The sequence below is a fragment of the Nitrosomonas sp. genome, from assembly GCF_040240425.1.
GTDB lineage: Bacteria > Pseudomonadota > Gammaproteobacteria > Burkholderiales > Nitrosomonadaceae > Nitrosomonas.
Genome location: NZ_QPHG01000003.1, coordinates 96,316 through 119,379, shown reverse-complemented (window position 1 = coordinate 119,379; position 23,064 = coordinate 96,316). Strand labels below are relative to the sequence as shown.

Annotated in this window: 24 protein-coding genes; 15 read left to right on the top strand and 9 right to left on the bottom strand. The window is 50.4% G+C overall.

What is annotated here, in order from left to right; all coding sequences use genetic code 11:
- Nucleotides 1–17: 17 nt before the first annotated feature.
- The 10 genes from DU481_RS01910 (at nt 18) to DU481_RS01865 (ending at nt 8,160) form a co-directional block, all read left to right on the top strand.
- Nucleotides 18–857 (top strand): ParB/RepB/Spo0J family partition protein, encoded by an 840-nt coding sequence (locus DU481_RS01910; RefSeq protein WP_350131869.1) that lies wholly within the window; start codon nt 18–20, stop codon nt 855–857.
- 21 nt (nt 858–878) lie between these two features.
- On the top strand, nt 879–1,061 hold the full coding sequence (locus DU481_RS01905; RefSeq protein WP_350131866.1) for a Trm112 family protein: 183 nt from the start codon (nt 879–881) through the stop codon (nt 1,059–1,061).
- A gap of 26 nt (nt 1,062–1,087) precedes the next feature.
- Nucleotides 1,088–2,053, top strand: a complete 966-nt coding sequence (locus DU481_RS01900) for an ADP-ribosylglycohydrolase family protein (protein WP_350131863.1) — start codon at nt 1,088–1,090, stop codon at nt 2,051–2,053.
- A gap of 253 nt (nt 2,054–2,306) precedes the next feature.
- Nucleotides 2,307–3,257: an HpcH/HpaI aldolase/citrate lyase family protein gene (locus DU481_RS01895; protein WP_090314917.1), complete on the top strand. Its 951-nt coding sequence runs from the start codon at nt 2,307–2,309 to the stop codon at nt 3,255–3,257.
- 96 nt (nt 3,258–3,353) lie between these two features.
- Nucleotides 3,354–4,532, top strand: coding sequence for a malate--CoA ligase subunit beta (locus DU481_RS01890; RefSeq protein ID WP_317531994.1), 1,179 nt, complete (start codon nt 3,354–3,356; stop codon nt 4,530–4,532).
- A gap of 9 nt (nt 4,533–4,541) precedes the next feature.
- On the top strand, nt 4,542–5,429 hold the full coding sequence (gene sucD / locus DU481_RS01885; RefSeq protein WP_090314913.1) for a succinate--CoA ligase subunit alpha: 888 nt from the start codon (nt 4,542–4,544) through the stop codon (nt 5,427–5,429).
- 168 nt (nt 5,430–5,597) lie between these two features.
- Complete coding sequence (locus tag DU481_RS01880) at nt 5,598–6,137, top strand: hypothetical protein (RefSeq protein WP_350131860.1); 540 nt, start codon at nt 5,598–5,600, stop codon at nt 6,135–6,137.
- A gap of 141 nt (nt 6,138–6,278) precedes the next feature.
- Nucleotides 6,279–6,809 (top strand): REP-associated tyrosine transposase, encoded by a 531-nt coding sequence (locus DU481_RS01875; protein WP_350131857.1) that lies wholly within the window; start codon nt 6,279–6,281, stop codon nt 6,807–6,809.
- A 70-nt stretch (nt 6,810–6,879) separates the two neighbouring features.
- Nucleotides 6,880–7,314: a hypothetical protein gene (locus DU481_RS01870; protein ID WP_350131854.1), complete on the top strand. Its 435-nt coding sequence runs from the start codon at nt 6,880–6,882 to the stop codon at nt 7,312–7,314.
- A gap of 228 nt (nt 7,315–7,542) precedes the next feature.
- Nucleotides 7,543–8,160: a YqhA family protein gene (locus DU481_RS01865; protein ID WP_350131852.1), complete on the top strand. Its 618-nt coding sequence runs from the start codon at nt 7,543–7,545 to the stop codon at nt 8,158–8,160.
- 18 nt (nt 8,161–8,178) lie between these two features.
- Here the strand turns inward: DU481_RS01865 and DU481_RS01860 are convergent, their stop codons facing one another.
- Nucleotides 8,179–8,661: a CinA family protein gene (locus DU481_RS01860; protein ID WP_350131924.1), complete on the bottom strand. Its 483-nt coding sequence runs from the start codon at nt 8,659–8,661 to the stop codon at nt 8,179–8,181.
- Nucleotides 8,662–8,892: 231 nt separating this feature from the next.
- Here DU481_RS01860 and DU481_RS01855 point away from each other — a divergent pair, with 231 nt between their 5' ends.
- Nucleotides 8,893–9,462, top strand: coding sequence for a hypothetical protein (locus tag DU481_RS01855; RefSeq protein WP_350131849.1), 570 nt, complete (start codon nt 8,893–8,895; stop codon nt 9,460–9,462).
- Between the two features lie 18 nt (nt 9,463–9,480).
- Here the strand turns inward: DU481_RS01855 and DU481_RS01850 are convergent, their stop codons facing one another.
- The 4 genes from DU481_RS01850 to DU481_RS01835 form a co-directional block, all read right to left on the bottom strand.
- Entirely contained in the window at nt 9,481–10,299 is an 819-nt protein-coding gene (locus tag DU481_RS01850; protein ID WP_350131846.1) for an alpha/beta hydrolase, read from the bottom strand.
- A 10-nt stretch (nt 10,300–10,309) separates the two neighbouring features.
- On the bottom strand, nt 10,310–10,822 hold the full coding sequence (locus tag DU481_RS01845; protein ID WP_350131843.1) for a DUF2141 domain-containing protein: 513 nt from the start codon (nt 10,820–10,822) through the stop codon (nt 10,310–10,312).
- A 70-nt stretch (nt 10,823–10,892) separates the two neighbouring features.
- Entirely contained in the window at nt 10,893–14,081 is a 3,189-nt protein-coding gene (locus DU481_RS01840; protein ID WP_350131840.1) for a DUF748 domain-containing protein, read from the bottom strand.
- 179 nt (nt 14,082–14,260) lie between these two features.
- Nucleotides 14,261–14,713: an FKBP-type peptidyl-prolyl cis-trans isomerase gene (locus DU481_RS01835; protein ID WP_350131837.1), complete on the bottom strand. Its 453-nt coding sequence runs from the start codon at nt 14,711–14,713 to the stop codon at nt 14,261–14,263.
- 171 nt (nt 14,714–14,884) lie between these two features.
- On the opposite strand from DU481_RS01835, the gene DU481_RS01830 reads away from it, so the two are divergent.
- The 4 genes from DU481_RS01830 (at nt 14,885) to DU481_RS01815 (ending at nt 19,284) form a co-directional block, all read left to right on the top strand.
- Nucleotides 14,885–15,352, top strand: a complete 468-nt coding sequence (locus DU481_RS01830) for a YbaN family protein (RefSeq protein WP_350131834.1) — start codon at nt 14,885–14,887, stop codon at nt 15,350–15,352.
- A 306-nt stretch (nt 15,353–15,658) separates the two neighbouring features.
- Nucleotides 15,659–17,188, top strand: coding sequence for a methyl-accepting chemotaxis protein (locus DU481_RS01825; RefSeq protein ID WP_350131831.1), 1,530 nt, complete (start codon nt 15,659–15,661; stop codon nt 17,186–17,188).
- 245 nt (nt 17,189–17,433) lie between these two features.
- Nucleotides 17,434–17,793 carry a DUF3135 domain-containing protein gene (locus tag DU481_RS01820; RefSeq protein WP_350131828.1) on the top strand — a complete coding sequence of 120 codons (360 nt, stop codon included), beginning with the start codon at nt 17,434–17,436 and terminating at the stop codon, nt 17,791–17,793.
- A 33-nt stretch (nt 17,794–17,826) separates the two neighbouring features.
- Nucleotides 17,827–19,284, top strand: a complete 1,458-nt coding sequence (locus tag DU481_RS01815) for a DUF4139 domain-containing protein (protein ID WP_502889901.1) — start codon at nt 17,827–17,829, stop codon at nt 19,282–19,284.
- 45 nt (nt 19,285–19,329) lie between these two features.
- On the opposite strand, the gene DU481_RS01810 is transcribed toward DU481_RS01815, so the two are convergent.
- From DU481_RS01810 to DU481_RS01795, 4 genes are all read right to left on the bottom strand, one after another.
- On the bottom strand, nt 19,330–20,358 hold the full coding sequence (locus tag DU481_RS01810; RefSeq protein WP_350131825.1) for a VanZ family protein: 1,029 nt from the start codon (nt 20,356–20,358) through the stop codon (nt 19,330–19,332).
- A gap of 275 nt (nt 20,359–20,633) precedes the next feature.
- Nucleotides 20,634–21,233 carry a DNA-deoxyinosine glycosylase gene (locus tag DU481_RS01805; protein ID WP_350131822.1) on the bottom strand — a complete coding sequence of 200 codons (600 nt, stop codon included), beginning with the start codon at nt 21,231–21,233 and terminating at the stop codon, nt 20,634–20,636.
- 15 nt (nt 21,234–21,248) lie between these two features.
- Nucleotides 21,249–21,974 (bottom strand): 2,3-bisphosphoglycerate-dependent phosphoglycerate mutase, encoded by a 726-nt coding sequence (locus tag DU481_RS01800; protein ID WP_350131820.1) that lies wholly within the window; start codon nt 21,972–21,974, stop codon nt 21,249–21,251.
- Between the two features lie 4 nt (nt 21,975–21,978).
- Entirely contained in the window at nt 21,979–23,049 is a 1,071-nt protein-coding gene (locus DU481_RS01795) for a fatty acid desaturase family protein (protein ID WP_350131817.1), read from the bottom strand.
- Nucleotides 23,050–23,064: the final 15 nt, after the last annotated feature.

Genomic DNA, 23,064 nt, shown 5'->3' with positions numbered 1-23,064 from the left:
GTAAGGGAATGGGTAATATGACAAAACAAAAAGGATTGGGGCGCGGACTGGATGCTTTATTGTCGGGCGACGGTAACGCCGCGCTGGCGGAAGAATCGTTGCAGAATATCGGAATATCCAAATTGCAACCCGGCAAATACCAGCCTCGGACCAATATGGATCAAGCGGCACTGGCGGAACTGGCCGAATCGATCAAGGCGCAAGGCATCATGCAGCCGATTCTGGCGCGCCCCATTGACACGGATCGCTTTGAGATCATTGCCGGAGAACGCCGCTGGCGTGCTGCACAATTGGCGGGATTGAGCGAAGTGCCAGTATTGATCCGCAAAGTTGCCGACGAATCGGCGCTGGCGATGTCGCTGATCGAGAATATCCAGCGTGAAAACCTGAATCCGCTGGAAGAAGCCATGGGGATTCAGCGCCTGATCAATGAATTCGGCATGACGCACCAAACCGCCGGAGAAGCACTGGGCAATTCGCGCAGCACGATTTCCAATTTGCTGCGCTTGCTGAATTTATCCGCACCGGTGCAGGAATTGATGATGCAGGGTAAAATCGATATGGGGCATGGCCGTGCGCTGCTGTCGCTTAATGCTGCGCAGCAAGTCAGAATTGCCAATATGATCGCGCAAAAACAATTGTCCGTGCGCGAAACTGAAAGGCTGGTCAATCAGCTTGAGCATCCTGTACCGAAAAAAATGCAGAAGCCTGACCGCGACTTGTTACGGTTGCAGGAGAATGTCTCCGAGCGCCTGGGCGCGCAGGTGGCGATCAAGCCGAAAAAGAACGGCCAGGGCAATATCGTGATCCACTATACCAGTCTGGATCAATTGGATGATATTCTCAGTAAATTCTAGAAAGAACGAATAAGGAAAATTATGGACGCAAGGTTATTGGATATTTTGGTGTGCCCATTGTGCAAAGGGCCGCTGCTCTACAAAAAAGACGATAAGGAATTGATCTGCAAGCCAGACCGGCTGGCATTCCAAATCAAGGACGGCATCCCGGTGATGCTGGAGGACGAAGCGCGTCGGATATCGGACGAAGTTGAAATTAAATAAGGCCGTGCCGTACCATGAATACATCCATGATGCTTGAGCCACGCGTTGCGGCTATCCTGGGCGCTTTGGTCGCCGATTCGGCTTCGTTGGGATTGCATTGGCTGTACGATACCGAACGCATCGCCCAGATCGAGAAAACCAAAGGACTGGTTTTTCTGCAACCGGATGCCAGCGACTATGCCGGTGTTAGCGGTTATTTCGCGCATGGCAAGAAGCAAGCGGGCGATTCATCAGCTTATGGTGAATTGTGTTTGCTGATGCTGCGGCATATTGCGCGGCACGGAAAATTCTATCGTGTCGATTACCAGAGCGAATATCGCAGCTATTTCGGTCCCGGCGGCGGGTATCAAGGTTATATCGATTCGCCGACGCGGCTAACGCTGCAAACGCTGTTGCCGCTGAAGCCGGAAGATTTTCCGTTGCAATCCGGCGCGGACGACGATCAATTTGCCGCATTGGCGGCATTACCGGCAATCGTGGCGACCCATGATGAGTCGCAGGATGCGCTCAACGCGAAAATCGAACAAGCGGTGAGGCTAACCAATAACAATGATATCGCCGTTGCGGCGGCGCAGTACGCAGGGTGCGTTTTGCTGGCGGTATTGAACGGCAAGCCAATTCAACAGGCACTGGCCAGTTCGCTTCCGCATGCCGGTGAGAAATTAAGACCGCTGCTGGAAGAGGCGCTGCAAGTAAAAACGCTGGATTGCGCGGCTGTTGCCAAGCGTTTCGGTAACGCCTGCCATGTGCCGCAAGGCTTGCCGGTGATTGCGCATATCGTCCAGCACGCACCCGATTACCGCACGGCCATCGAAGAAAATATCCGCATCGGCGGCGACAGCTGTGGCCGTTCCATCATGCTCGGCGCGATCATGGCGGCTTATACCGCACAGCAAAACAGCCAAACCGCTTCAATTCCGCTCGAATGGGCTGCACGCTACCGAAAGCTGTCAATTGCAGCGGATGCTTGCGTTCAGCTCCGGCATCAGTAGATAAATTCTCGCGGAATGGATATAATTTGCTGAATAATTAGTCTTTACAACAAAAAGCAGAAAACATTCTATCCATTCATCTCTTCACGATTGCCTGCGTTGTTAAATCACGAACCACAGTCTGTCTTAAATCCATTGCTGCCATTGCGCGCAGTTCAGATGAAATGACACTAAGAAACCCGATAATGCATTCGGCCTATTCGTCTTATTAGCCTTATTGATTATTTATAAATTTATTAATTCTGGAGGAAAAATGAGTCACACGCTTTATGAAACCACCGTTCAGCGGGTACAACGCTGTGAATTGGCCGTTCCAGGTTCCAGCCCGGGCATGTTTGAGAAAGCACTGAACAGCGGTGTTGACTTCGTTTTTCTCGATCTCGAAGATGCCGTCGCGCCGGACGATAAAATTCAGGCGCGCAAGAACATCATCCAAGCGCTCAACGATTTGGATTGGAAAGGGCACGGCATAACCGTTTCCGTGCGCATCAACGGCCTTGATACACAATACATGGTGCGCGACGTGGTGGATCTGGTCGAGCAAGCCGGGAGCAAGATCGACACGCTGCTGATTCCCAAAGCCGGTGTTTATGCGGATATCTATATGGTACAAGCTATGGTCACCCAGCTCGAAATGCAGCAAGGGTTGAAAAACCGCATCGGTCTGGAAGCATTGATCGAAACCGCGCTCGGCATGGCTAACGTGGAAGACATCGCGCGTAACGGTGCAGCCGGACGATTAGAAGCATTGCACTTCGGCGTGGCTGATTACGCCGCCAGCAACCGTGCCAGAACCACCAACATCGGCGGCTTGAATCCCGATTATCCCGGCGATCAATGGCATTTCGCCATCAGCCGCATGATCGTGGCTTGCCGCGCGTACGGCTTGCGTCCGATCGACGGGCCGTTCGGTGACATCAAGGATCCCGACGGTTATGTGCTGGCAGCCAAACGCGCCGCCGCGCTGGGTTGCGAAGGCAAATGGGCGATTCATCCGACACAGATTCCGCTGGCCAACGATGTGTTCACGCCGCCTGAACGAGAAATTGAGAAAGCTAAACGTATTTTGGCTGCGCTCAAGGAAGCCGCCGCGCAAGGTAAAGGCGCTGCTGCGCTGGATGGCCGCTTAATCGACGCGGCTTCTGAAAGAATGGCCAATAATGTGGTGAAAGTCGCTGAAGCGATTGCAGCAAAAAACGGTTAATGCATAAAGGCCGCTCAATGCGGCCTTTGTCTTTAGGGCCGGATGGTTTGAAACGATAAAAATTAACGTATTAATGCGATTGTTGAGGAAATTGAAGTGAATATTCACGAATATCAAGCAAAAGAAATACTGGCGGAGTACGGCGTCAAGATCGTGGAAGGCGGTCTGGCCTACACCGTCGAAGAAGCGGTGCAACGCGCCCGCGAAATCGAAGGTAATGTCTGGGTCGTCAAAGCACAGATCCATTCCGGCGCGCGCGGTAAGGCGGGCGGTATCAAAGTCTGTAAAACGCACGCGGAAGTCGAACAAGCCGCTGAAGCGCTGCTCGGCAAAAAACTGGTAACGCACCAAACCGGTCCGGCGGGAAAAGTCTGTACCCGCTTGTATGTCGAAGCCGGAACACAAATTGCCAAGGAAATTTACCTGTCGTTCATGATCGACCGCACCAGTGAACGCGTGATCATGATCGGCTCGGCGCAAGGTGGTATGGAAATCGAAAAACTCGCCGTGACCAATCCGGAAGCGATTATCAAGATCTATGTCGAACCGGCGGTCGGATTGCAGGACTTTCAAGCGCGCAAAATGGCGTTTGCCCTGGGTATTGATGCAGCGCAACTGAATCATGCGGTGAAAACCATCAAAGGCTGTTACCGCGCATTGCGCGACCTGGACGCCAATATTCTGGAAATCAATCCGCTGGTTGTCACCGCGAACAACGACATCATCGCGCTCGACGCCAAAATGGAATTTGATGAAAACGCGTTATTCCGCCGCCATAGAATCGCCGAACTGCGCGACAACACGCAAGTCGATCATCGCGAAGTCGCAGCGGCTGAAGCCGGTTTGAGTTACGTCGGTCTGGATGGCGACATCGGCTGTATGATCAACGGCGCCGGTCTGGCGATGGCGACGATGGATATGATCAAACTGGCCGGTGGCGAACCCGCCAACTTCCTCGATGTCGGCGGCGGCGCATCCGCCGAGCGCACCGAGAAAGCATTCCGTCTGGTGCTTGCCGATGCCAACGTCAAAGCGATGCTGGTGAATATTTTCGCCGGGATTAACCGCTGCGACTGGATCGCCGAAGGCGTGGTGCAAGCCGTCAGAAACATCAATATGAAAATCCCACTGGTGGTTCGCTTGTCCGGTACCAACGTAGAAGAAGGCCGCCGCATCATTGCGAACAGCGGCCTGCCGATCATCACCGCCGAAACGTTAGCGGAAGCCGCGGAAAAAGTCGTCCGCGCCCGCAACGAAGTCGCCGCAAAAGCCTAGGAGTATAAAGTGGCCATATTAATCAACGAAAAAACACGCATCATCGTGCAAGGTTTTACCGGCAGAATCGGTACTTTTCACGCGCAAGAAATGATCGACTACGGCTCCAACGTGGTCGGCGGTGTCACGCCCGGTAAAGGCGGACAAACGCATCTGGGGTTGCCGGTATTCAATACGGTTAAGGAAGCGGTCGAGCAAGCCGGTGCGGAAGCCAGCATCGTGTTCGTGCCGCCCGCATTTGCGGCGGATTCGATCATGGAAGCCGCCGACGCCGGGATCAAATACTGTGTCTCGATCACCGATGGTATCCCGACGCAAGACATGATGACGGTGAAGAATTTCCTGCGCCGTTTCCCGAAAGAAGACCGCATGCTGCTGACCGGCCCGAACTGTGCCGGAACCATCAGCCCGGGCCGCGCCATGCTTGGCATTATGCCCGGCCATATTTACATTCGCGGCAATATTGGCGTAGTGGGCCGCTCCGGCACCTTGGGCTATGAAGCTGCCGACCAAATGCGCGCACTCGGCATTGGCATTTCCACCTCGGTTGGTATCGGCGGAGACCCGATTCCCGGCAGCTCGCACCGCGACATTCTGGAGCGGCTCGAACAAGACCCGGAAACCAAAGTAGCGTTGATGATCGGCGAAATCGGCGGCCCGCAAGAAGTCGAAGCTGGTCGATTTGCCAAGGAAAACATGAGTAAGCCGCTGGTCGCTTACATCGCTGGCTTAACAGCACCGGAAGGCCGCCGCATGGGCCACGCCGGTGCGATTATCTCGTCCGCCGGTGAAAGCGCCGCCGAAAAAGTCGCGATGCTGAAAGAACTCGGCGTCACCATCTGCCCTACTCCATCGCTGATGGGACAAACGGTCGCGGAAGTGCTGGCGAAGCTGTAATTCTGTAATTGTAGTTGTTGTTAAAATAAAAACCCGGGGACTGGTGTTTCCGGGTTTTTTATTGTCGCTAATGAAAATTTCGGTGTCATTGACAACCGAATTGGATTTTATTTTTCATGTAAGATATTGCGTCATTTCGGACGTATAATTCTAGTTAGGCCTTTGGGGATGAATGTGGACCTTTCTGCGCTGAAGGATTGGTTGGTTCCAGTCTCGACGTTTGTAACTCTAATAACCGCCTCGGTGGGTGGCTGGATGTCGTTGCGTGAGTATCGACTCAAAGTTCAAGCCGAAACACGCCTCGCTAAGAGCACGGAGCTTGAGGCCGACGTGAAGTTGCTCAAGCTATTCACCGAAATCATGAACATCGCCCATGCGCGGGGCCAAACGCAGTTGTCCGAGAAGGTGATCGAGAAAGTTTTGTCACCTGAAACCATGAAAGAACTCGGGCTTACTGTAGCCACTCTACGTCCAGCACTTGAGAGTTCGGTAATTTCACACCCTGTAGGCGTCGCGGCCCAGGACGCGGCGATTGCCGCTATTTGGGCATTGGGTATCAAACATGAGATCTTGCGGCCCGTCGCGATTCAGGCGCTTACTTCGCTGAGCGGATTCAAGGAAAAGGTTGCGCGGCCTTATCTTGACGACTTGAAATCCAAATACAGTGGTAAAGCGCTCGCCAGTGCAGAGCACGAGAAGAAGGCCTAACAGCGGCATGCAGCCGACGCCGACGAGCGGCGCGGCTGCATGCCGAACGTTAGAAGAATTAACCACATAGCCCAGTAGGATGTGCCGACTGCAAGGAGGCGCATCGATCAAGAAACGTTTCAGAACAGGAAAACAAACGCAATGACGGAATACCGGCGCGCCTATGTCCTTGGAGGCTGTTGGTTTTTTACGGTCAATCTTGCCGAGCACAAGAACAACCGCCTGTTAGCCGAAAAAATCGATTTACTGCGTGGCGCATTTGAATATACCAAACAGCGCCACCCTTTTCGCATGGATGCCGTCGTTATTTTACCGGATCACTTACACTGTATCTGGACGCTGCCGCAGGACGATGTGGATTTTTCAACCCGGTGGAATCTGTTGAAAGGCTATTTTTCCCGTCACATCGCCACAGGAGAGAGAATTTCCGTCAGCCGGAAATCCCGCCGGGAAAGAGGAATATGGCAACGCCGATTCTGGGAACATCTTTTACGTGACCAAAATGATTTTAACCGGCACGTCGATTATATTCATTGGAATCCTGTGAAGCATGGCTGGGCAAAAAGCGTCAGCGATTGGCCTTATTCCAGTTTTCATCGTTATGTTGAACAAGGTGTCTATCCCGAGCATTGGGGGGATCACGAAGGTTATGATATTGAAGGGCTTGAGTGATTTGTTCGATGCGCCTCCTTCGGTCGGCACATCCTACGTTAACTAGAAAATAACTATGTGGCGATATCTTTTGATTAAATTAATCTTTCCTGCTCTGTTGGTAGCGAATATCGCTATTGCACAAGAAAGTGCAAGTGACTGCCGGGCCTCGGATGAGGAATTTGTCAGTCAGCTTTCCACGATGAACGACTGGGAAACGATTTATAGTGTGTACAGAGTCAATCTTCCGTGTTTTCCAGATGACGGAATGTATGCCCAGGGGTATTCGGATGTTATCGTCCGGGCATTCGCAACCCAATGGGAGGATATCAAGACTTTATATACTCTCGCATCACGCGACCCTGAATTTCGGGTTTTTGTTTTTCGGCATATCAATGCCACTACCGATCCCATAGAACTTGAACAAGCGCTATCGAATGCGGAGAGCAAATGCCCTGCGGGTATCGATACTCTGTGCGAGGAGGTTGCGAAGCAGGCATCAGCGGCTCTGGAGGAAATGTTATGAGAAGATACACACTTCTCATTCCTTAGAACGAAAATACCTGGTTTCTCGTTTCCCAAGATCATTACACCCAACTACCCAGCTAGTAAAACTGGTTACCTATTGGCATCCAGGCTATTGAAATTTAGGGCTTGCAACACCAAATTCCTAGGACAATTTCTATAAAAAAGCCGGATTTTTTTAACCGCCGCTGTGCTATTCTTGCGGCATTTTTTTACAGCATAAGAAGATATGGAACAAAAAGATAACACTCGGAAAACATCGGCGCGGGGAATTCCCGCCATTGCGCATTTTCTTTTCTTCACCCGTTGGTTGCAGCTGCCTTTATATCTGGGATTGGTGTTGGCGCAGTGCGTATATGTGTTTCACTTTTGGGTTGAGTTAACCGATCTGATCGGCGCGGTGATGGGAAACAAAAATGCGCTGGAACATATCCTCGATACCGTTACGATCAAGGGTGCGGACAGACCGGCCAAGTTGACCGAAACCGCCATCATGCTGGTTGTACTCGGTTTGATCGATGTGGTGATGATTTCGAATCTGCTGATCATGGTCATTATCGGCGGGTATGAGACTTTCGTCTCACGCATGAATCTGGAAGGACATCCAGATCAGCCGGAGTGGTTGTCGCATGTCAATGCGTCGGTGTTGAAAGTGAAACTGGCCACGGCGATCATCGGCATTTCGTCGATTCATTTGCTGAAAACGTTCATCAATGCCAGCGCGTACGACGAAAAAACGCTGCTGGCGCAAACCGGTATTCATATGGCGTTTTTGTTTTCGGCGCTTGCCATCGCCTATTGCGACCGCATTATTACGCAAACCAGTCTACAATCGGACGATCACTGATCGCAACCGTTTACTGTCTCAGGCTACAGCCGTTGCATTGTCCAATATCCGCAAGATACCCTGTAACGCTGTAGCCACAGCCTGACGCCGGACGGCTTCGCGGTCGCCGCTAAAATAACACGTTTCTTGTTGTACTAAGCCATCCTGAGCCGCCCAGGCGAAGCACACCATGCCGACCGGTTTGATGGCTGTGCCGCCGTCCGGCCCGGCAATTCCAGTAATCGCTACACTGATCTGTGCATGACTGCGGTTGAGCGCGCCGATGGCCATTTCCTGCGCGGTTTGCGGGGATACCGCGCCGTATTGATCCAAAGTGGTTTGTTGTACGCCCAGCATTTCGCATTTGGCGGTATTGCTGTAGGTGATATATCCGCGTTCATACCAAGCCGAGCTGCCGGACACCACCGTGACCGCTTGCCCTACCCAGCCGCCGGTGCAGGATTCAGCGGTTACCAGAATCCAGCCGCGTTGAGCGAGGTTCTGCCCTGTTTTTACCGCCAGGTCATAAATATTGTGTTCAATATCAGAAATTTTCGGCTCCGGAATCGTACGTTACGGAAAAACAGAGCAATTTGCCGGTGATGATTATAGGTGAAGCGAATCGTTTTTAGGCATTGATTTATTTTTTACTTTTTTACGGCGAGTGCAGTACTATTCAGTCAAAAGTGTTTCCTGATAAGCTGGACGGTAAAAGGGTCGCTTCCATTTCAATCATGACTAAGAGGTATGCAGATGCGAAATTTTTTACTGGCAGTAATGATTTCAGTTATTCCGGTACCGGTATTGGCAAGTGATGTCGGGGTTACCATCAGCATCGGCCAGCCCGGGTTTTATGGTCAGATCACCTTGGGTAATCATTATCCGGTGCCGCAATTGATTTATCCGAACCCTGTTTTGGCCATTCCTCCCGCTGTCGCGGTTCAACAGCAGCCGGTTTATCTGTACGTGCCACCCGGCCATGCCAAACGGTGGGACAAATACTGTCATCGTTACAATGCCTGCTATCAACCGGTCTATTTTGTGCAACGGAACTGGTACAACGATGTTTATCTGCCGCATTATCAGAGCCAGCAGATGTATCCAAACAGACAATACGATAATCCGGGCCGCCATGATGAGGGGCGCGATTCGGATCGTTACCGCGACCGCTACGATGAATCACGCCGCTATCCGCAGGAAAATTCTCAAGGCCGGCACGGTGATCGCGATCACCCGGGCCGTGGAGATCACAAGAATCACGATAAGGATGATCGCGGAAATCGCGGCAAGAAAGATCATGATCGCGGGAATCAAAGAGATTAAGGAAGTGGAGCACCTACCCTAGCGTAAATGTTCATCCATAAAAGCGCCCAAGGTTCTTTTCCACGCCGGTTGCATAAAAATGAAGCCGGTATTATGACTGCCTTCCAGCGGTAGAAATTGCTTCGGTTCCGGTGCCGTTTGGAACAGCCGCTCACCATGATGAAATGGAACAATGTCATCCTGCGGGCTGTGCGCGATGAAAACCGGGCAGGATACCGACTGTAGCGATGCCAGCGTGTTGTATGCAAAGCGGCTGATCCATCGCACCGGCAGGAACGGGTAAATTTCTCCAGCCAGTTCGGGAACCGAGGTAAAGGTTGATGCCAACACCAGCAAACCGGGTCTTTCTCGGGCTGCCAGCCACGCTGCTACCGCGCCGCCGAGCGATTCACCAAACAGGACGATCCGTTCAAGCGCAATCCCCTTGGTTGCCGTCAAATAATGCCAAGCCGCTTGCGCATCCAGATACGTGCCGGATTCCGATGGCGTGCCGCTGCTCTGGCCATAACCGCGATAATCGAACAACAGTGTGTTATAACCCAGCCGCTTGAACATCGTCAGGTAATTGATGCGATGCGAGATATTACCGGCGTTGCCGTGGAAAAACAGCACCGTGCCTTTGGCGTCCGGCACGGGCATCCACCAGCCCTGCAATGTTTCGCCGTCGCTGGTTGGGATGTTGACGGCGCTGTAATCCAGCCCGACTGCGCCGGGGGTATTACCGAGCTGTTTTTCCGGGAAATAAACCAGGCGGGATTGACCAAAATACACCAGCAAAACAATCACTACATACGCGACAACCAGCGCGATCAGCAGATTGAGCAGCATACGCGGCATGACACGCGCACTAAGGCTGCTGCAGCTTGATCACGATATCCGCGCCGAGCTTGCCGGTGGTAAATGCGGAATCGCTGAATCTGGGAAAACCGGCAGGTTGCTCAGGATTGTTCGATAAACCAAAAGGTTCGAGCGGTAACAAATTCCAGTTCTTTTTTAATTTCCGGTCACCGTCCAAGTCCTGATAAACCGCCACGGCATAAGTGCCGGCCTGTTTAAGATTGATGCAAGCGGTTTGCTGCCCTGCGGCTGCCGGAATGCGCACTTTGCGTTTGCGCCCTTTTTTGGAGAGAAAATGATCCGGGTCATCGTACAACTCGATGTTTAAAGCACCACCGGCTATTACATTTTTTACCGTCACCCTGACTTGGGCGGTGCGTGCATTGCAGGCGTCAGGAGCATCTTGCGGATTGATACTGAGTGTTCCGGCGGATTGGGATGGCGTTGTGATCAGCAAGCCCAGCGTGAGGATGAGCAATGGACCGGACAGTTTTGCAAAAAATAGCGGGATCAGGTTTTTCATTGGGTCAGAATAAGTGATGGTTATCAAAGCGGGTTAATCGGATGCGGTTGTATGGACATTGCGCGAACGCTTATTTCAATGAAAACTCAGCCTTGCTGCCTTTCTTTTCAGCACCCTCGCCGGTTTCATGGATACCGACGACAAAAATGCGCTCACTGGAAATCTCGCCATTCTCGACCAGCCAGTTGCGCGCAGCGGTGGCGCGGTTTTCTGCCAGCGCTTGCAAGTCGCTATCGGTAACTGTGAGATGGTTCAGAATGAGTTGTTCCATTTCAGCGCTGGGAAGGCTCTTGGCCAATCCGATGGCGTTCTTGGGTTTGTCGAAAGATTCTTTTTTGTAGACAATTTCAAGGTATTTGTTGTAATCCTGCGGAGTCAATTTGATATCCGCGATGGCGCCGCTGGCGATGCCTTTTTTGGTATCCTCGGCCAATTTCTGCGCTTTGACTTTGTTTTGCAACATGGCCAGCTTGAGTCCTTCGTGATCCGCATCCGGATCGACACGGCCGGAAATTTCCAGTTGCAGCGATGAGCGGTCTTTTAAAATCCCGGCCAAGGTTTCCAGGCGCTGCGCGGATTCGGTCTCGATATCCGCGAAACCGGGTGTAAAGGAAATCTCGGATAATTCTTCACCACCTTCAAACACCGAACCAAGCAATGCGAAAGGCGAAGTGATAGCCTTGGAGATCATGTTGATAAACGCTGAAAAGACAATGTCGCCCAGATTGAAGTCGGGATCGTCGATGGAGCCCTTGAGCGGCAAATGAAGATTGATTTCCCCGCGGCGATTCTTAAGCAGCGAGATGGCGAGATCGAGCGGGAGCGATACTGCATTTTCACTTTCGACTTTCTCGCCGAGGGTGAATTGATCGAGAAAGATCTTGTTATCCGCTGTCAATGCCCCATTCTCGATCTGATAATTGACGTCAGCCGACAGTTTTCCCTTCTCGATTTCATAACCGATATATTTTCCCGAATAAGGGCTAAATGGCGGCAGATCGATACCTTTAACCTGCGCAACGATATCCAGCGGCAATTCGGCGCTGAACGGATCGACGGTTCCTTGGATATGTAAAGGCGCGGTCTTGCTGACCATGCCGCGAATATCGACTTTTCCTGATTTACCCGGATAGAGCGGACCAATCTGGCCGGTAAGCGCAGTCAGCTTGGCGCGGTAATTCGGTTTAATAAACCGGTCGTTGAAATCGATGTTGCCTTGTTGCAGGTAAATCTTGCCGATATGCACCGGTGTTTCGCTTTTTGCCCCGGTTGCGCCAAGATCCTTGGATGCCGCTGCGGTAATCGAGGCGACCGGTTCCGACGGTTTTCCGGTTTGAATGATTTGTTTCAGATTGAGCGTGCCATCCGGCTGGATGATCATGCGCGCAAAGAAATCGCTCAAATACAGTGTGTTGATATCCACCAGCAGCGGATCATTGGTGTAGTTGAGGCGGCCGATTTCCAGTTTTTTCCAACGCAGTAAATCATAGGCATTTTTGCTATCGAAGATATTGAAATTGCCCAGTTTTCCTTCACCGCTCAATTGAATTTTTAACGGATCGCCGCTGGCTTTGAAATTTCCCGCGAAAGAAATGTCTCCGCTGGTGAGCAGCGCGGTGAGTTTGTCGCCCAGCCAGCCTTGCAGCGATACCAGATCGACGGCATTGAGATTCAACAGCAAGTCCGCTGACAGCGGTGACCAAGCCAGCGCGCCGCTGGCTTTGATGCTGCCGTGTTGGTTGACTTGTCCTTGTAACGTGAGTTGCAGCGGCTCCACGCCGTCAAGATCGATGTCTTCCAACGCCAAATCTAGTGAATCGATAACCATCGGAGTGACTTTCGTGAGCGACAGATCTTCATAGCGCAGCTTGGCCGATTTGAATTGGATGCTTTTGATGTGCGGCACCCAAGGCTTACCGGCAGAGGATTTTTTCTCGCTGCTGCCATTATCCGCGCGCGCGAGTTTCTGCTGCTGCGGTTCTTTTCCGGCTGTTTGGGTAGCGTTGGCAGGACGGGCGGGTTTTCTGCCAGGAATCGGAATCAGCACCCGCTCTGCCGGTGCGCTCACGGAAGATTCAAACAATCGGGAAAGATCGAGATTTCCCTGCGCATCGCGGCGTAATGTCGTGTTAAATCCGTCCAGTGTAATGGTGCCCAAGGCAATTTTTTGTGCCGTGGTATTGATGGTGATATCAGGAATGGCCAATTTGGCGAGCGATAGCGCCGGTTCTTTTTCGCCATCGCGCGTCAGTGCGGCTTGGTCGATATGGAGTTTTATCCGCGAAGGTTGCTTTCCGGTCGGGTCGGCTTTGGTCAGCGCGATATTCAAATGTTTCAATTGCGCCTGATAAGGTGCAGCTACGGCACTATTCTTAAGGGTGAGCTGTCGCAGCGAAGTAGCGCCGGTCACTTCTATTTGCGGTTCTTTATCCGCTTCCTGGGTGAAAGAGAGATTCAGGTTACTGTCGTAAAAACCGGAAAGCAGACGAATTCCTTCCGGCAAAGTGACATAGCGGCCAAAGCGGGTTAAATCCGCATTATCCAGCTTAAAAGTCAGCGTTGCTTCCTGAGTGGCGGCAAAAGGACGCAATTTACCGTCCAGTGATAAAAGCGCGCCGTTAATTTTCGCGCTGAAATGCGGCGCTATCCAGTCGTTTTGCGTACCGCCGGTATTGGCGATGATTGGAATGCTGAAATTGATTTCACTGATGCTGTGCTCGGCATTTTCGTGCTGATCGATAAATTCAACGCGCCCGCCTTGAATAGCGATATTGCTGATTGAAAAAGGAATAACGGTTTTATTTGCAGTATCTTCCGGTTCCGCCGGTTGATTGAACCGTTCCAGCAAATCGGAGATATTCAACTGATCTTTGCTTTTCCGCACCAGATGCAGTTGCGGTTCTGCCAGGGTGATGGACGAAACCACAGCAGCGCGTTGCTTGAGCGATTCCAAACTGAGACCAATGTGCAGCGTGTTGAAGGAAAAAAGAGCCGTGTTCGCTTCAGCGTTATCCGTTTTCTCGTCAATGCGGAAACCCTGTATGTTCAACTCGAGCGTGCTCGGTTTTAGTTCAATCGATGCAACCGTTACCGGGCGTTGCAGAATTTCTGACAAGCGGATCTCGAGCTGGGATTTGGCATAGCCGGGCAACCAATATGTGCCAAGCGCAGCGAATACGGCAATCAGAACCGCAATCACGCCGAGGGTAATGCCCAGCCGTTTGTATCGAATAACACGTTGCTGCGAGGTCGGAGTCATAGCGATGCCCTGTCAATTTCTACAGCGAGTTAGCGAAGTGCTCAAAACATTTTAGATGGATATGGTGTTGATGATATAAATTTCTAACCGGGGGTAAATTGAGCTGCTCAGAAACTATTGCAGAATTAATCTGATCGCTCAATTTACGAAATTTACCGGAACCGGATAAGCGGCTTATGTTAATGATGCGCGCCTGCTTTCAGACTGATGAGCTCGACGTCAAATATCAAGGTTGCATCCGGGGGAATGACGTTGCCAGCACCGCGCGAGCCATAAGCCATTGAGGACGGAATAATGAGAGTGCGCTGCCCGCCGACTTTCATGCCTTGAACACCTTGATCCCAGCCTTTGATCACACGTCCAGCACCGAGCATGAAAGAAAAATGTTCCTTACGATCATAGGAGCTATCGAATTTCTTGCCTTTTTTGTCGGGCGCGCTTTCATCGTAGAGCCAGCCGGTATAATGTACGCTGACGGTTTTTCCAATTTCCGCTTCTTCGCCGTTGCCTGTTTTGGTATCGATTTTTTGAAACGCGGGACCATCGGACGATGCAGCGAAGACAGTCTGGGGCAGCAGTGTCAGTGCCAGCAGAACGAAACTTAAGTGAAATAGTGTTTTAATAGTACGCATGGTTTCCTCGAGAATAAATAAAATCCGGCTAATTTTAGCAATTAACGCTTGCATATTATAACTGGTAACATCAATTCTTTTTATCACTGGCTACTTGAAGGGATCGTTTTTACCAGGGTTTGATCAAAGCACATAGTGTGCAGTATTTTTACGGTAACAGCTTTTTTCTTTATGACATCCAATATGCACTTACCCGAACAACGTGAAACCCGCGGGAACGAGCAGCCGTTAGCGGAGCAACAAGCAGCCGATTTATTATGCCTGCATGATTCGCCTGTGGTGCGCGCCATGTATCTTGGCGCTGGCTTTGTGGCGTTATTTCTGGCCGTATTAGGGGCAATTTTGCCGGTATTACCAACGACGCCGTTTGTGTTACTGGCGGCGGCCTGTTTCGCACGCGGCTCCGAGCACTTTCATCGTAAATTGCTGGAAAACCGGATTGCCGGACCGATCATTCGTGAATGGACGCTCTATCGCAGTATTCCGCAGCGTGTTAAACGCTGGGTATATTTTTTGATGACATTGTCATTTGGCAGTTCAATTCTGATTGTGCCTGAACTATGGCAGAAAATAATGTTGGTTGTAATCGGCAGCATATTGGCCTTTTATATTTGGCGGATTCCGGTTAGAAAGGTCTGAATTGCAATGATGGGGTTCTAAATTTAAGATTTTATTTAAGTATTAAATGCTTGCCATCAATTTCCTCATCATGGGTGAATTTTCCTACATTGCTTAATCATTATTCGCACGATTAAGATTTCCTGAAATCAAAATATTCAGCAACGCTCACCGGCGATATAAATAAATCTCAATAAAATGATCATGGCGTATTAATACATTGTTAAATATGTGGTTTTCTGATATTTGTTGATATAACAAATCGAGCTAAAGTTATATCAATTATATCCGTAAGAAAACTCTTACTTATTTCAATGAGCGGATGCAATGAGAATTAATGAACCCGTTACCCAACGTGATATGGGAATGAATAATGATTGTGAAATAATTTCTACGACAAATTTAAAGGGAGCGCTCACTTCGGCTAATGAAGACTTTATCCGGATGAGCGGTTATACGTGGGAAGAACTCGAACATAAGAATCATAATATCATCCGCCATCCCGACGTGCCGCCGGAAGCGTATGCAATGTTATGGGAGTCGTTGAAAGCCGGTAATCCCTGGATGGGCATGGTTAAAAACCGTAACAAAAATGGCGATCACTATTGGGTGGACGCCTTTGCCAGCCCGCTCTACGAAGAAGGCAATATTGTCGGTTATCAGTCAGTCAGGGTAAAACCTGAGAAAGTTTGGGTTGAGCGCGCGGAAGCTTTGTACGCAAGTATTATGGCAAAAAAATCGCCCGACGATAAACGGCGCTCTAAGCTTGATAAAGTAAAACTTACACGATTTCCTATTAGCTTCACTGGAAAAATGGCGCTAATCGTATCAAGCATTTTTGCGCTTGTTTTTAGCGGCCTAGCCGTGGCGGAACAAATTTCATTACTTTCCGCTTTGTCCGGTGTTCTTGCCGGTAGCATGGTTAGCACGGCCGTCATCTATCAAATGTTAAGCGTATTGCGCAACTTGGCAGAAAAATCCGAGAAAGTTGCGAATGATCCATTGGCACGCTTTGTGTATACCGGAAGAAGTGACGAGTTCGGTCAGCTTGAATATGTGCAGATTTTTCTGAATGCAAAACTTCGCACCGCGATTGGCCGGGTTAAAGAATCTACTACCGTTCTGGAAGATGTTGCAGATGAATTAGCCAGTAGTAGCGTTGATTTATCAAGCCGCACCGAAAACCAAGCATCGAGTCTTGAAGAAACGGCATCCAGCATGGAAGAAATCACTTCTACCGTGCAGCAAAATGCAAGTAACGCTAAACAAGCCAATCTTCTGGTGCAGGAAGCGCGCAAACAAGCCGAGAAAAGTGGCTCTGTAGTTTCGAGCACAATGCAAGCGATGTCGCAAATTAACGAAAGCAGCAAGAAAATTGCCGACATTACCAATGTTATTGACGAAATTGCATTCCAGACCAATTTGCTGGCGCTAAATGCGGCAGTGGAAGCTGCCCGTGCCGGGGAACAGGGGCGCGGATTTGCGGTAGTAGCCAACGAAGTACGCAGTCTGGCTGGCCGCAGCGCCGAATCAGCGAAGCAAATCAAGGAGCTGATTAACGATAGCGTTACCAAAGTGGAAAATGGTACTCAGCTGGTAAATCAATCGGCTGATTCGTTAAAAATGATCACCGAGAGTGTCAGAAAGATTTCCGATATCGTCGGTGAAATTTCTCAGTCATCTGAAGAACAATCGAACGGAATAGAACAAGTTAATCAGGCGATCATGCAAATTGATCAAGTAACCCAGCAAAATGGGCAGCTGGTAGAGAAATTGACATCGTCTACTGGCGCCATGTCGCAAAAAGTCAAAATGCTTGCCGTTCTGGCAAATCAGTTCAAAATCGAAAGTAAGTAGATTATCACTACCCCAAAAAGCCGGAATTGATGCGCAGCTGATTCCGGCTTTTTTATTGATTACAGGAAAATAACTCCGCGTGGGATTTGACTGAGCGCTATAGCTCCTGAATCCAAATTTTTTGTCCGTAGCATCAGGATATAATTGGATCAGAGCGTGAAACAATGCATTTTAGTTGCCACAATTTGCATTGATTGTCAGCACATCACTCATCCGCTCTGATATCAAAGTGCTAAAATATTTTCATGGATGAAAAAGACAAAATACCGGATTTTGATTTTGACCACTGGTCCAGGATTGCTCGCGAGGAACCGGAGAAGTTTGAAGCCATGCGCCAGGACATGATCAATGAATTGATTGCACAAGCACCGGCTCATCTCAAACCGCGCATGACCGGCCTGCAATGGCAAGTCGATCAAATTCGCAAGCAGGCTGGCAACCCGATGGCCGCTTGTTTACAGATTTCGCAGAAAATGTGGGCCAATGTGCTTGGAGAAACGGGTTTGTTCAAAGCGCTTCAGGAACCTAAAGAAATACTGCATACTTTGGAACAAGCTCCCGCCGGTAAAGTCTTGTCGTTTGAACGGCCTAAGTCCGGCAAGTAAACCCGCTTTAAGCTTCTTCAAGAGGGGAATTCAATGCGTACAACGCGCCGCGCTTTTTATCCTGTGCTATTAATTGCAAGCTGCATTCTATCGTTTGGTCAGGGTGCGGTCATGGCCGGTTCTGACGAACGGCTGAGCACGCTGAATGATCAGAAAGCGGTGGCAGTAACTATCTATAACAATGACTTAGCACTGATAAAAGATGTGCGGAATGTTTCCTTGGCCAAGGGTGATTTTAATCTGGCCTGGCGCGATGTCAGCGCGCTTATGCGGCCTGAAACGGCCTTGTTAAGGAGTGTCACCAATCCGGGTAGCATTACAATTGCCGAGCAAAACTTCAATTTCGATTTGCTTACGCCGCAAAGCCTGCTGAATAAATACGTCGGTCAAACAGTGTCGGTCGTTAAAATCAATCCGGCTACCGGTGTTGAAAGCAAAGAGAGCGCATTGGTGCTGGCCGCTACTGAGGGTGTGGTGCTCAAAATGGCCGATCGTATTGAAACCGGACTGCCGGGCCGTATCACCTTTGAGAATGTGCCCGGCAACTTGCGTGATCGTCCCACGCTAGTGATTGAGGGAATTCACCATGGCCACACAGCGCAAGCGTTGGAGCTGAGTTATTTGACCGGCGGTCTGGCTTGGAAAGCGGACTATGTCGCTGAACTGAATGATGCGGATGATCAACTGGATTTATCCGGCTGGGTAACGCTGACGAATACCAGTGGTACTCGTTATGTCAATGCGAAACTGCAATTGGTGGCCGGTGATATCAACCGGGTGCAGCAAGAATTCGCGGCACCGGTAGCGATGAGAGCCAAAATGGCGGCGGATAGCGCTGTCGAGCCGATGCGCCAGGAATCGCTCATGGAATATCATCTCTATAACCTGGATAGGTTAACGACGATTGCCGAGAATCAAACCAAACAAGTCGCGCTACTGAATGCCTCCGGCGTGCCAGCCCGAAAAGAGCTGGTGCTGTCGGGCAGCGATTATTACTACGCTTCCGGTTATGGTGATCTGGGACAGAAACTGAAAGTGAGCGTGTTCATGCAGTTTGATAATAAAGAATCGGCCCGGTTAGGCATACCGCTGCCCAAAGGTATTTTACGCGCCTACAAACGTGATAAAGCCGGAAACGCTCAGTTCGTCGGTGAAGATCGCATAGATCACACACCGAAGAACGAGATCGTGCGGGTAAAGCTGGGACAGTCTTTTGATGTCACCGCGGATAAAAAACAAACCGATTTTAAGCAATTAAGCACCGGGAACAATGGCATTAACCGTTTTGAAAGCGCTTACGAAATTACGCTCAAAAATGCCAAAAAGGAAATGGCTACGGTCACTGTGCAAGAACCCATACCAGGTGACTGGAAAATAATCGAAGAAAGCCAGCCGCACCATAAACCAGCCAGTAACACGGCCGTATGGCAAGTGGCTATTCCAGCGGAAAGCGCAGTTACGCTGAAGTATCGCGTCCAGGTCAGGTTCTGATGACGGGTTTTTAACGGTTAAAAATTTTCCGCTGTGCAAGAATCATCATGCAGCGGCTTTGTTTTCATGTTGATTTGAAACAAAAGCCCTGATCAAAATCATACCGGCCACTCCTCCCGCCGCATCAATAAAGAAGTCGCTCACTAACGGAGTTCGCCCTTCAATATACAGTTGCGCGATTTCTGTGCCACCAGCCAGCAGAAGAATAATCGTCATTGTTTGCAGGATGGGCTCTTTTTTCATCATCACGCTGAGAATTAGACCGAACAGGAAAAAGAAACCGAGATGCCAGACTTTGGATAAATCCCAAGGAATGACTGTTTTAAATGATTCACTTTCGGCATCGATTTGAATTTTAACTTCGTTGGAGATCTGGTTCTTCATATCGCCCGGCAGGGTTGTCCCGGCGATGATGGCGATAAAGGCGGAAACCAGCAGGAAGCGGGCGAGAATGTTTTTCTGGTCCATGAACAGAAATGAACCGGTAAACAGCAGGAAATATCCGCCCCAAGCCAACAGAATGATATCGCGAACCCATTTATAATCCGGATTTTCGTAAGCTGGATAAACCCGCAAATTTTTAATCTGCAACGAGCCGGTGGATTGGCTCAATTGTGCGGTCAGCTGGATGTTTTGGATTCCGGATGCGATGGTGAAAGCCTTGCGGTAATTTTTCCAGTCATGGCTTCCTGTCAGGGCAACCGCCGTGTGAGGCAGATCCCAGCGGTCTTTCTTGCCATCATTTTGTGCCAATAGAAGCCGGGCGGAGTTCCAGGGTTTTATGCCCGCGATCACATTTGCGCACCGCATATCAGCGGATACTAATAAGACAGTGCCGGGTTTTACCATTGGAAGATGCTGGAGCGCGCTGGTACCGGTTTTGGCATCGCTGGAAAACAGGCTCAAGCCATTTTCCGTGACTTCGACCCGGCTGCTTTCCGTGGTCCGGAACTTCCAATCGGCGGTCTGAAGCTCGGGACCAATTTGCACATACTGTTCAAATCTGGCGTGGGATATCAGGGTGGCAATGGCCAGCAGTATGAATAAAAAGCAATTTGTTTTGAACAAAGGCATACGTCAGCCCGCTGTGCGCAGCCGGATAGAAAGATCCAATCCGCTTCCGTATTCAGGAAAAGAGATCAAAAACTTGTTCCTTCGTATCGCCGGATCATTCCGTGCGGGCTTTGTTTTGCATCGCATGTCTAAGATAAGGCGGTTTTCGCCATCAACCGCTATGGATTCTAAAAATACTGAACCATCAAGCTAACGTATCCAGCGGCAAAGATAACGAGGACAATGACAATGAGTTTTTTCATCGCGTGCATTCCTTTCAGTCGAATATTGATTAATCATTTTTGTTCCGTGCTACCAGTGCATAAGTAAAACGCATCCCGGGCTTCGCCGTCAAGCGTCTGCTTTATTTTTGGCATGGGATGGCAGGAACGCAATGCTGAGCCAATCGTTTCGTGCCAGATTCCGCATTTATCGTCAAATGATAAACGGGCATTGGCTGGGCTGGTGGAAGGCAACCGTGAGAGTTTGAGCAATCCCAAGTTATGGGCGGGCAATACATAGCGTTTAAAACAAGCCTCCGCCGTTCCGCCGTTAAAAAATACCTGTGTGATGGCGCGGTGTGTAGAAAAAAAGGACTGGAAGTCATTGCTGATTTGCGTACCAGTTTCAATCATTGAATCCAGGCTGCCGTTGCGCTTGCACGATTTGAGCACATCCCACAGCGCAATCGGCGATGATCGCAGCGCGGCAATTTTTTCCTGATACGAAGCTTCCGCATTGATTTGTAGCAGTTGCGCCATGATCGGCCAAAAAGCATTGCGGCGGTGGGCGTAATATTGTTTGGCGGCTAAAGATGCTTCGCCCGGCATGCTGCCGAGGATTAGAATTTTCGCTTCGCTGCCGGCGATGGGAGGAAAACTATAAACAGTCGGCATGCCTTTTGCAGCCGGTTAGTCGACGTAATAATGCCGCACGGCGTGACCTTGCTGATCCAGTTCGTAAACCAGCGGGCGGCCGGTAGCCAATCTTGTTTTCATGGCTTGCCCGGAGGTGAGATGCTCCAACAGCATCGTGACTACGCGCAAGGTATTGCGATGGGAAACTATCAGGATACGTTTTCCGTGCTGAATTTCCGGTTGAATGGTTTCTTCCCAATAGGGTTTTACCCGCGCCAGGGTGTTTTGCATGCTTTCTCCGAGCGGCAGCTCATTTTTATCGATACCGGCGTAACCCGGTAGATTGCCGGGAAAGCGGGGATCGTGCGCATCCAGATACGGCGGTGTTGCATCAAATTTGATCTGGCAACCCAGAATTGGCCAGATACCGAACTTCTTGATGGCTGGCCAGCGTTCCATGCCTTCCAGCGCTCCGTAATGACGTTCGTTCAAACGCCAGCTTTCATGCACCGGTAGATCCAGTTGCATGGCGGAGAGCACGATCCGCGCGGTGGTTTTTGCGCGCTGCAAGGCGGAGGTAAAACATAGGTCAAAGGTAAGACCGGCCTGTTTTAGCAAATAAGCGGCTTGTTCCGCTTCCTGCTCGCCTTTGGCGCTCAACGGAATATCGCTCCAGCCGGTGAATTTCTTGTCGCGATTCCAGATGCTTTGGCCGTGCCGCAGCAAAACAAGCTGGGTGATGTGCTGTTGGGCGTTTTGTACCGTTGGGATGGCTTTCACAGCATTAGCCGTTTTGTTGCGGTGATGTTTTGGCGGCTTCGGAGGATTCGTGCCAAATTTGTTTGAGTGCTGGCCATAAACCGCTGCGGATGGTTTTGATGTATTGCGAATTATCGGTCAGGTTATTGACCAAGCGGCGCTGCGCTTTACCGAGGTTGTGATACGGCATGCTCATGAACAAGTGATGCGTAGCGTGAAAACGCAAACCGACCGGCGCCCATAACGGCGTGATCAGAACATTACCGGGAATATTGACCGAATCCAGGTATTGCTCGGCCAATGTCATTTTGCGATCGCCTGGATTGCGGTAAGCATGCGCCGCCAATGTGCGCAGCGAATTGAGAATGAAAACGGCCACTGCGGTGAGGTACCACAACACCAGCAACGAATAAGGAAGCACACCCAATACAACTAGTGCAATGACGCTTGCGCCGAACAGGAAAGCACCAAGTTCTTGCTGGCGCCAATTGAGATCGTTGCGGACCGCATCCGGCGCGCGCCGGTAAGTGGGGTCAATCGTCAATGATGATGCGCGTTCCCAGACGATTTTGCGCAATGGCGGAATCAGATACGAAACCGGCATCAACAGCACGAAGCGCGCCGCCAGTACAATTGGAATCAAAAAAGACAGCAACACATAAACCACCATTTCCGCCGGTTTATGCGTCGCAAACGGCAGGTACTCGCCATCTGCGCTGGTGCCGTACACATCCGGTTTGTGATGGTCGTTATGCACGCCATCGTAGGTGAACGACGGAATCATGAACGGAATGCCGCAGATGATATTCCACACCAGACGGAAGTTCTTGAATGTACCTTTCTTTAAATGCGCTAGCTCATGCACAAAAATCGCCGAGCGATACAAGGCGAGTACAGCGACGATGAATCCGCCCAGTTGCCAGAGCGAGAAAAACGGTGAAAACAGCGCGGTAAAAAAAGCCGCCCAGCCCAGCGTGATATGAAATAAGAAATCCGTCCAATAAATCCACGGATTCGGCGTCATCAGGTCGCGTACCAGATGATGCGCTTCACGCAGAGGAAATTCTTTGATGTAAGGGGCTTTTTCTTCGGTCACGTGTCGTCTCGCTTT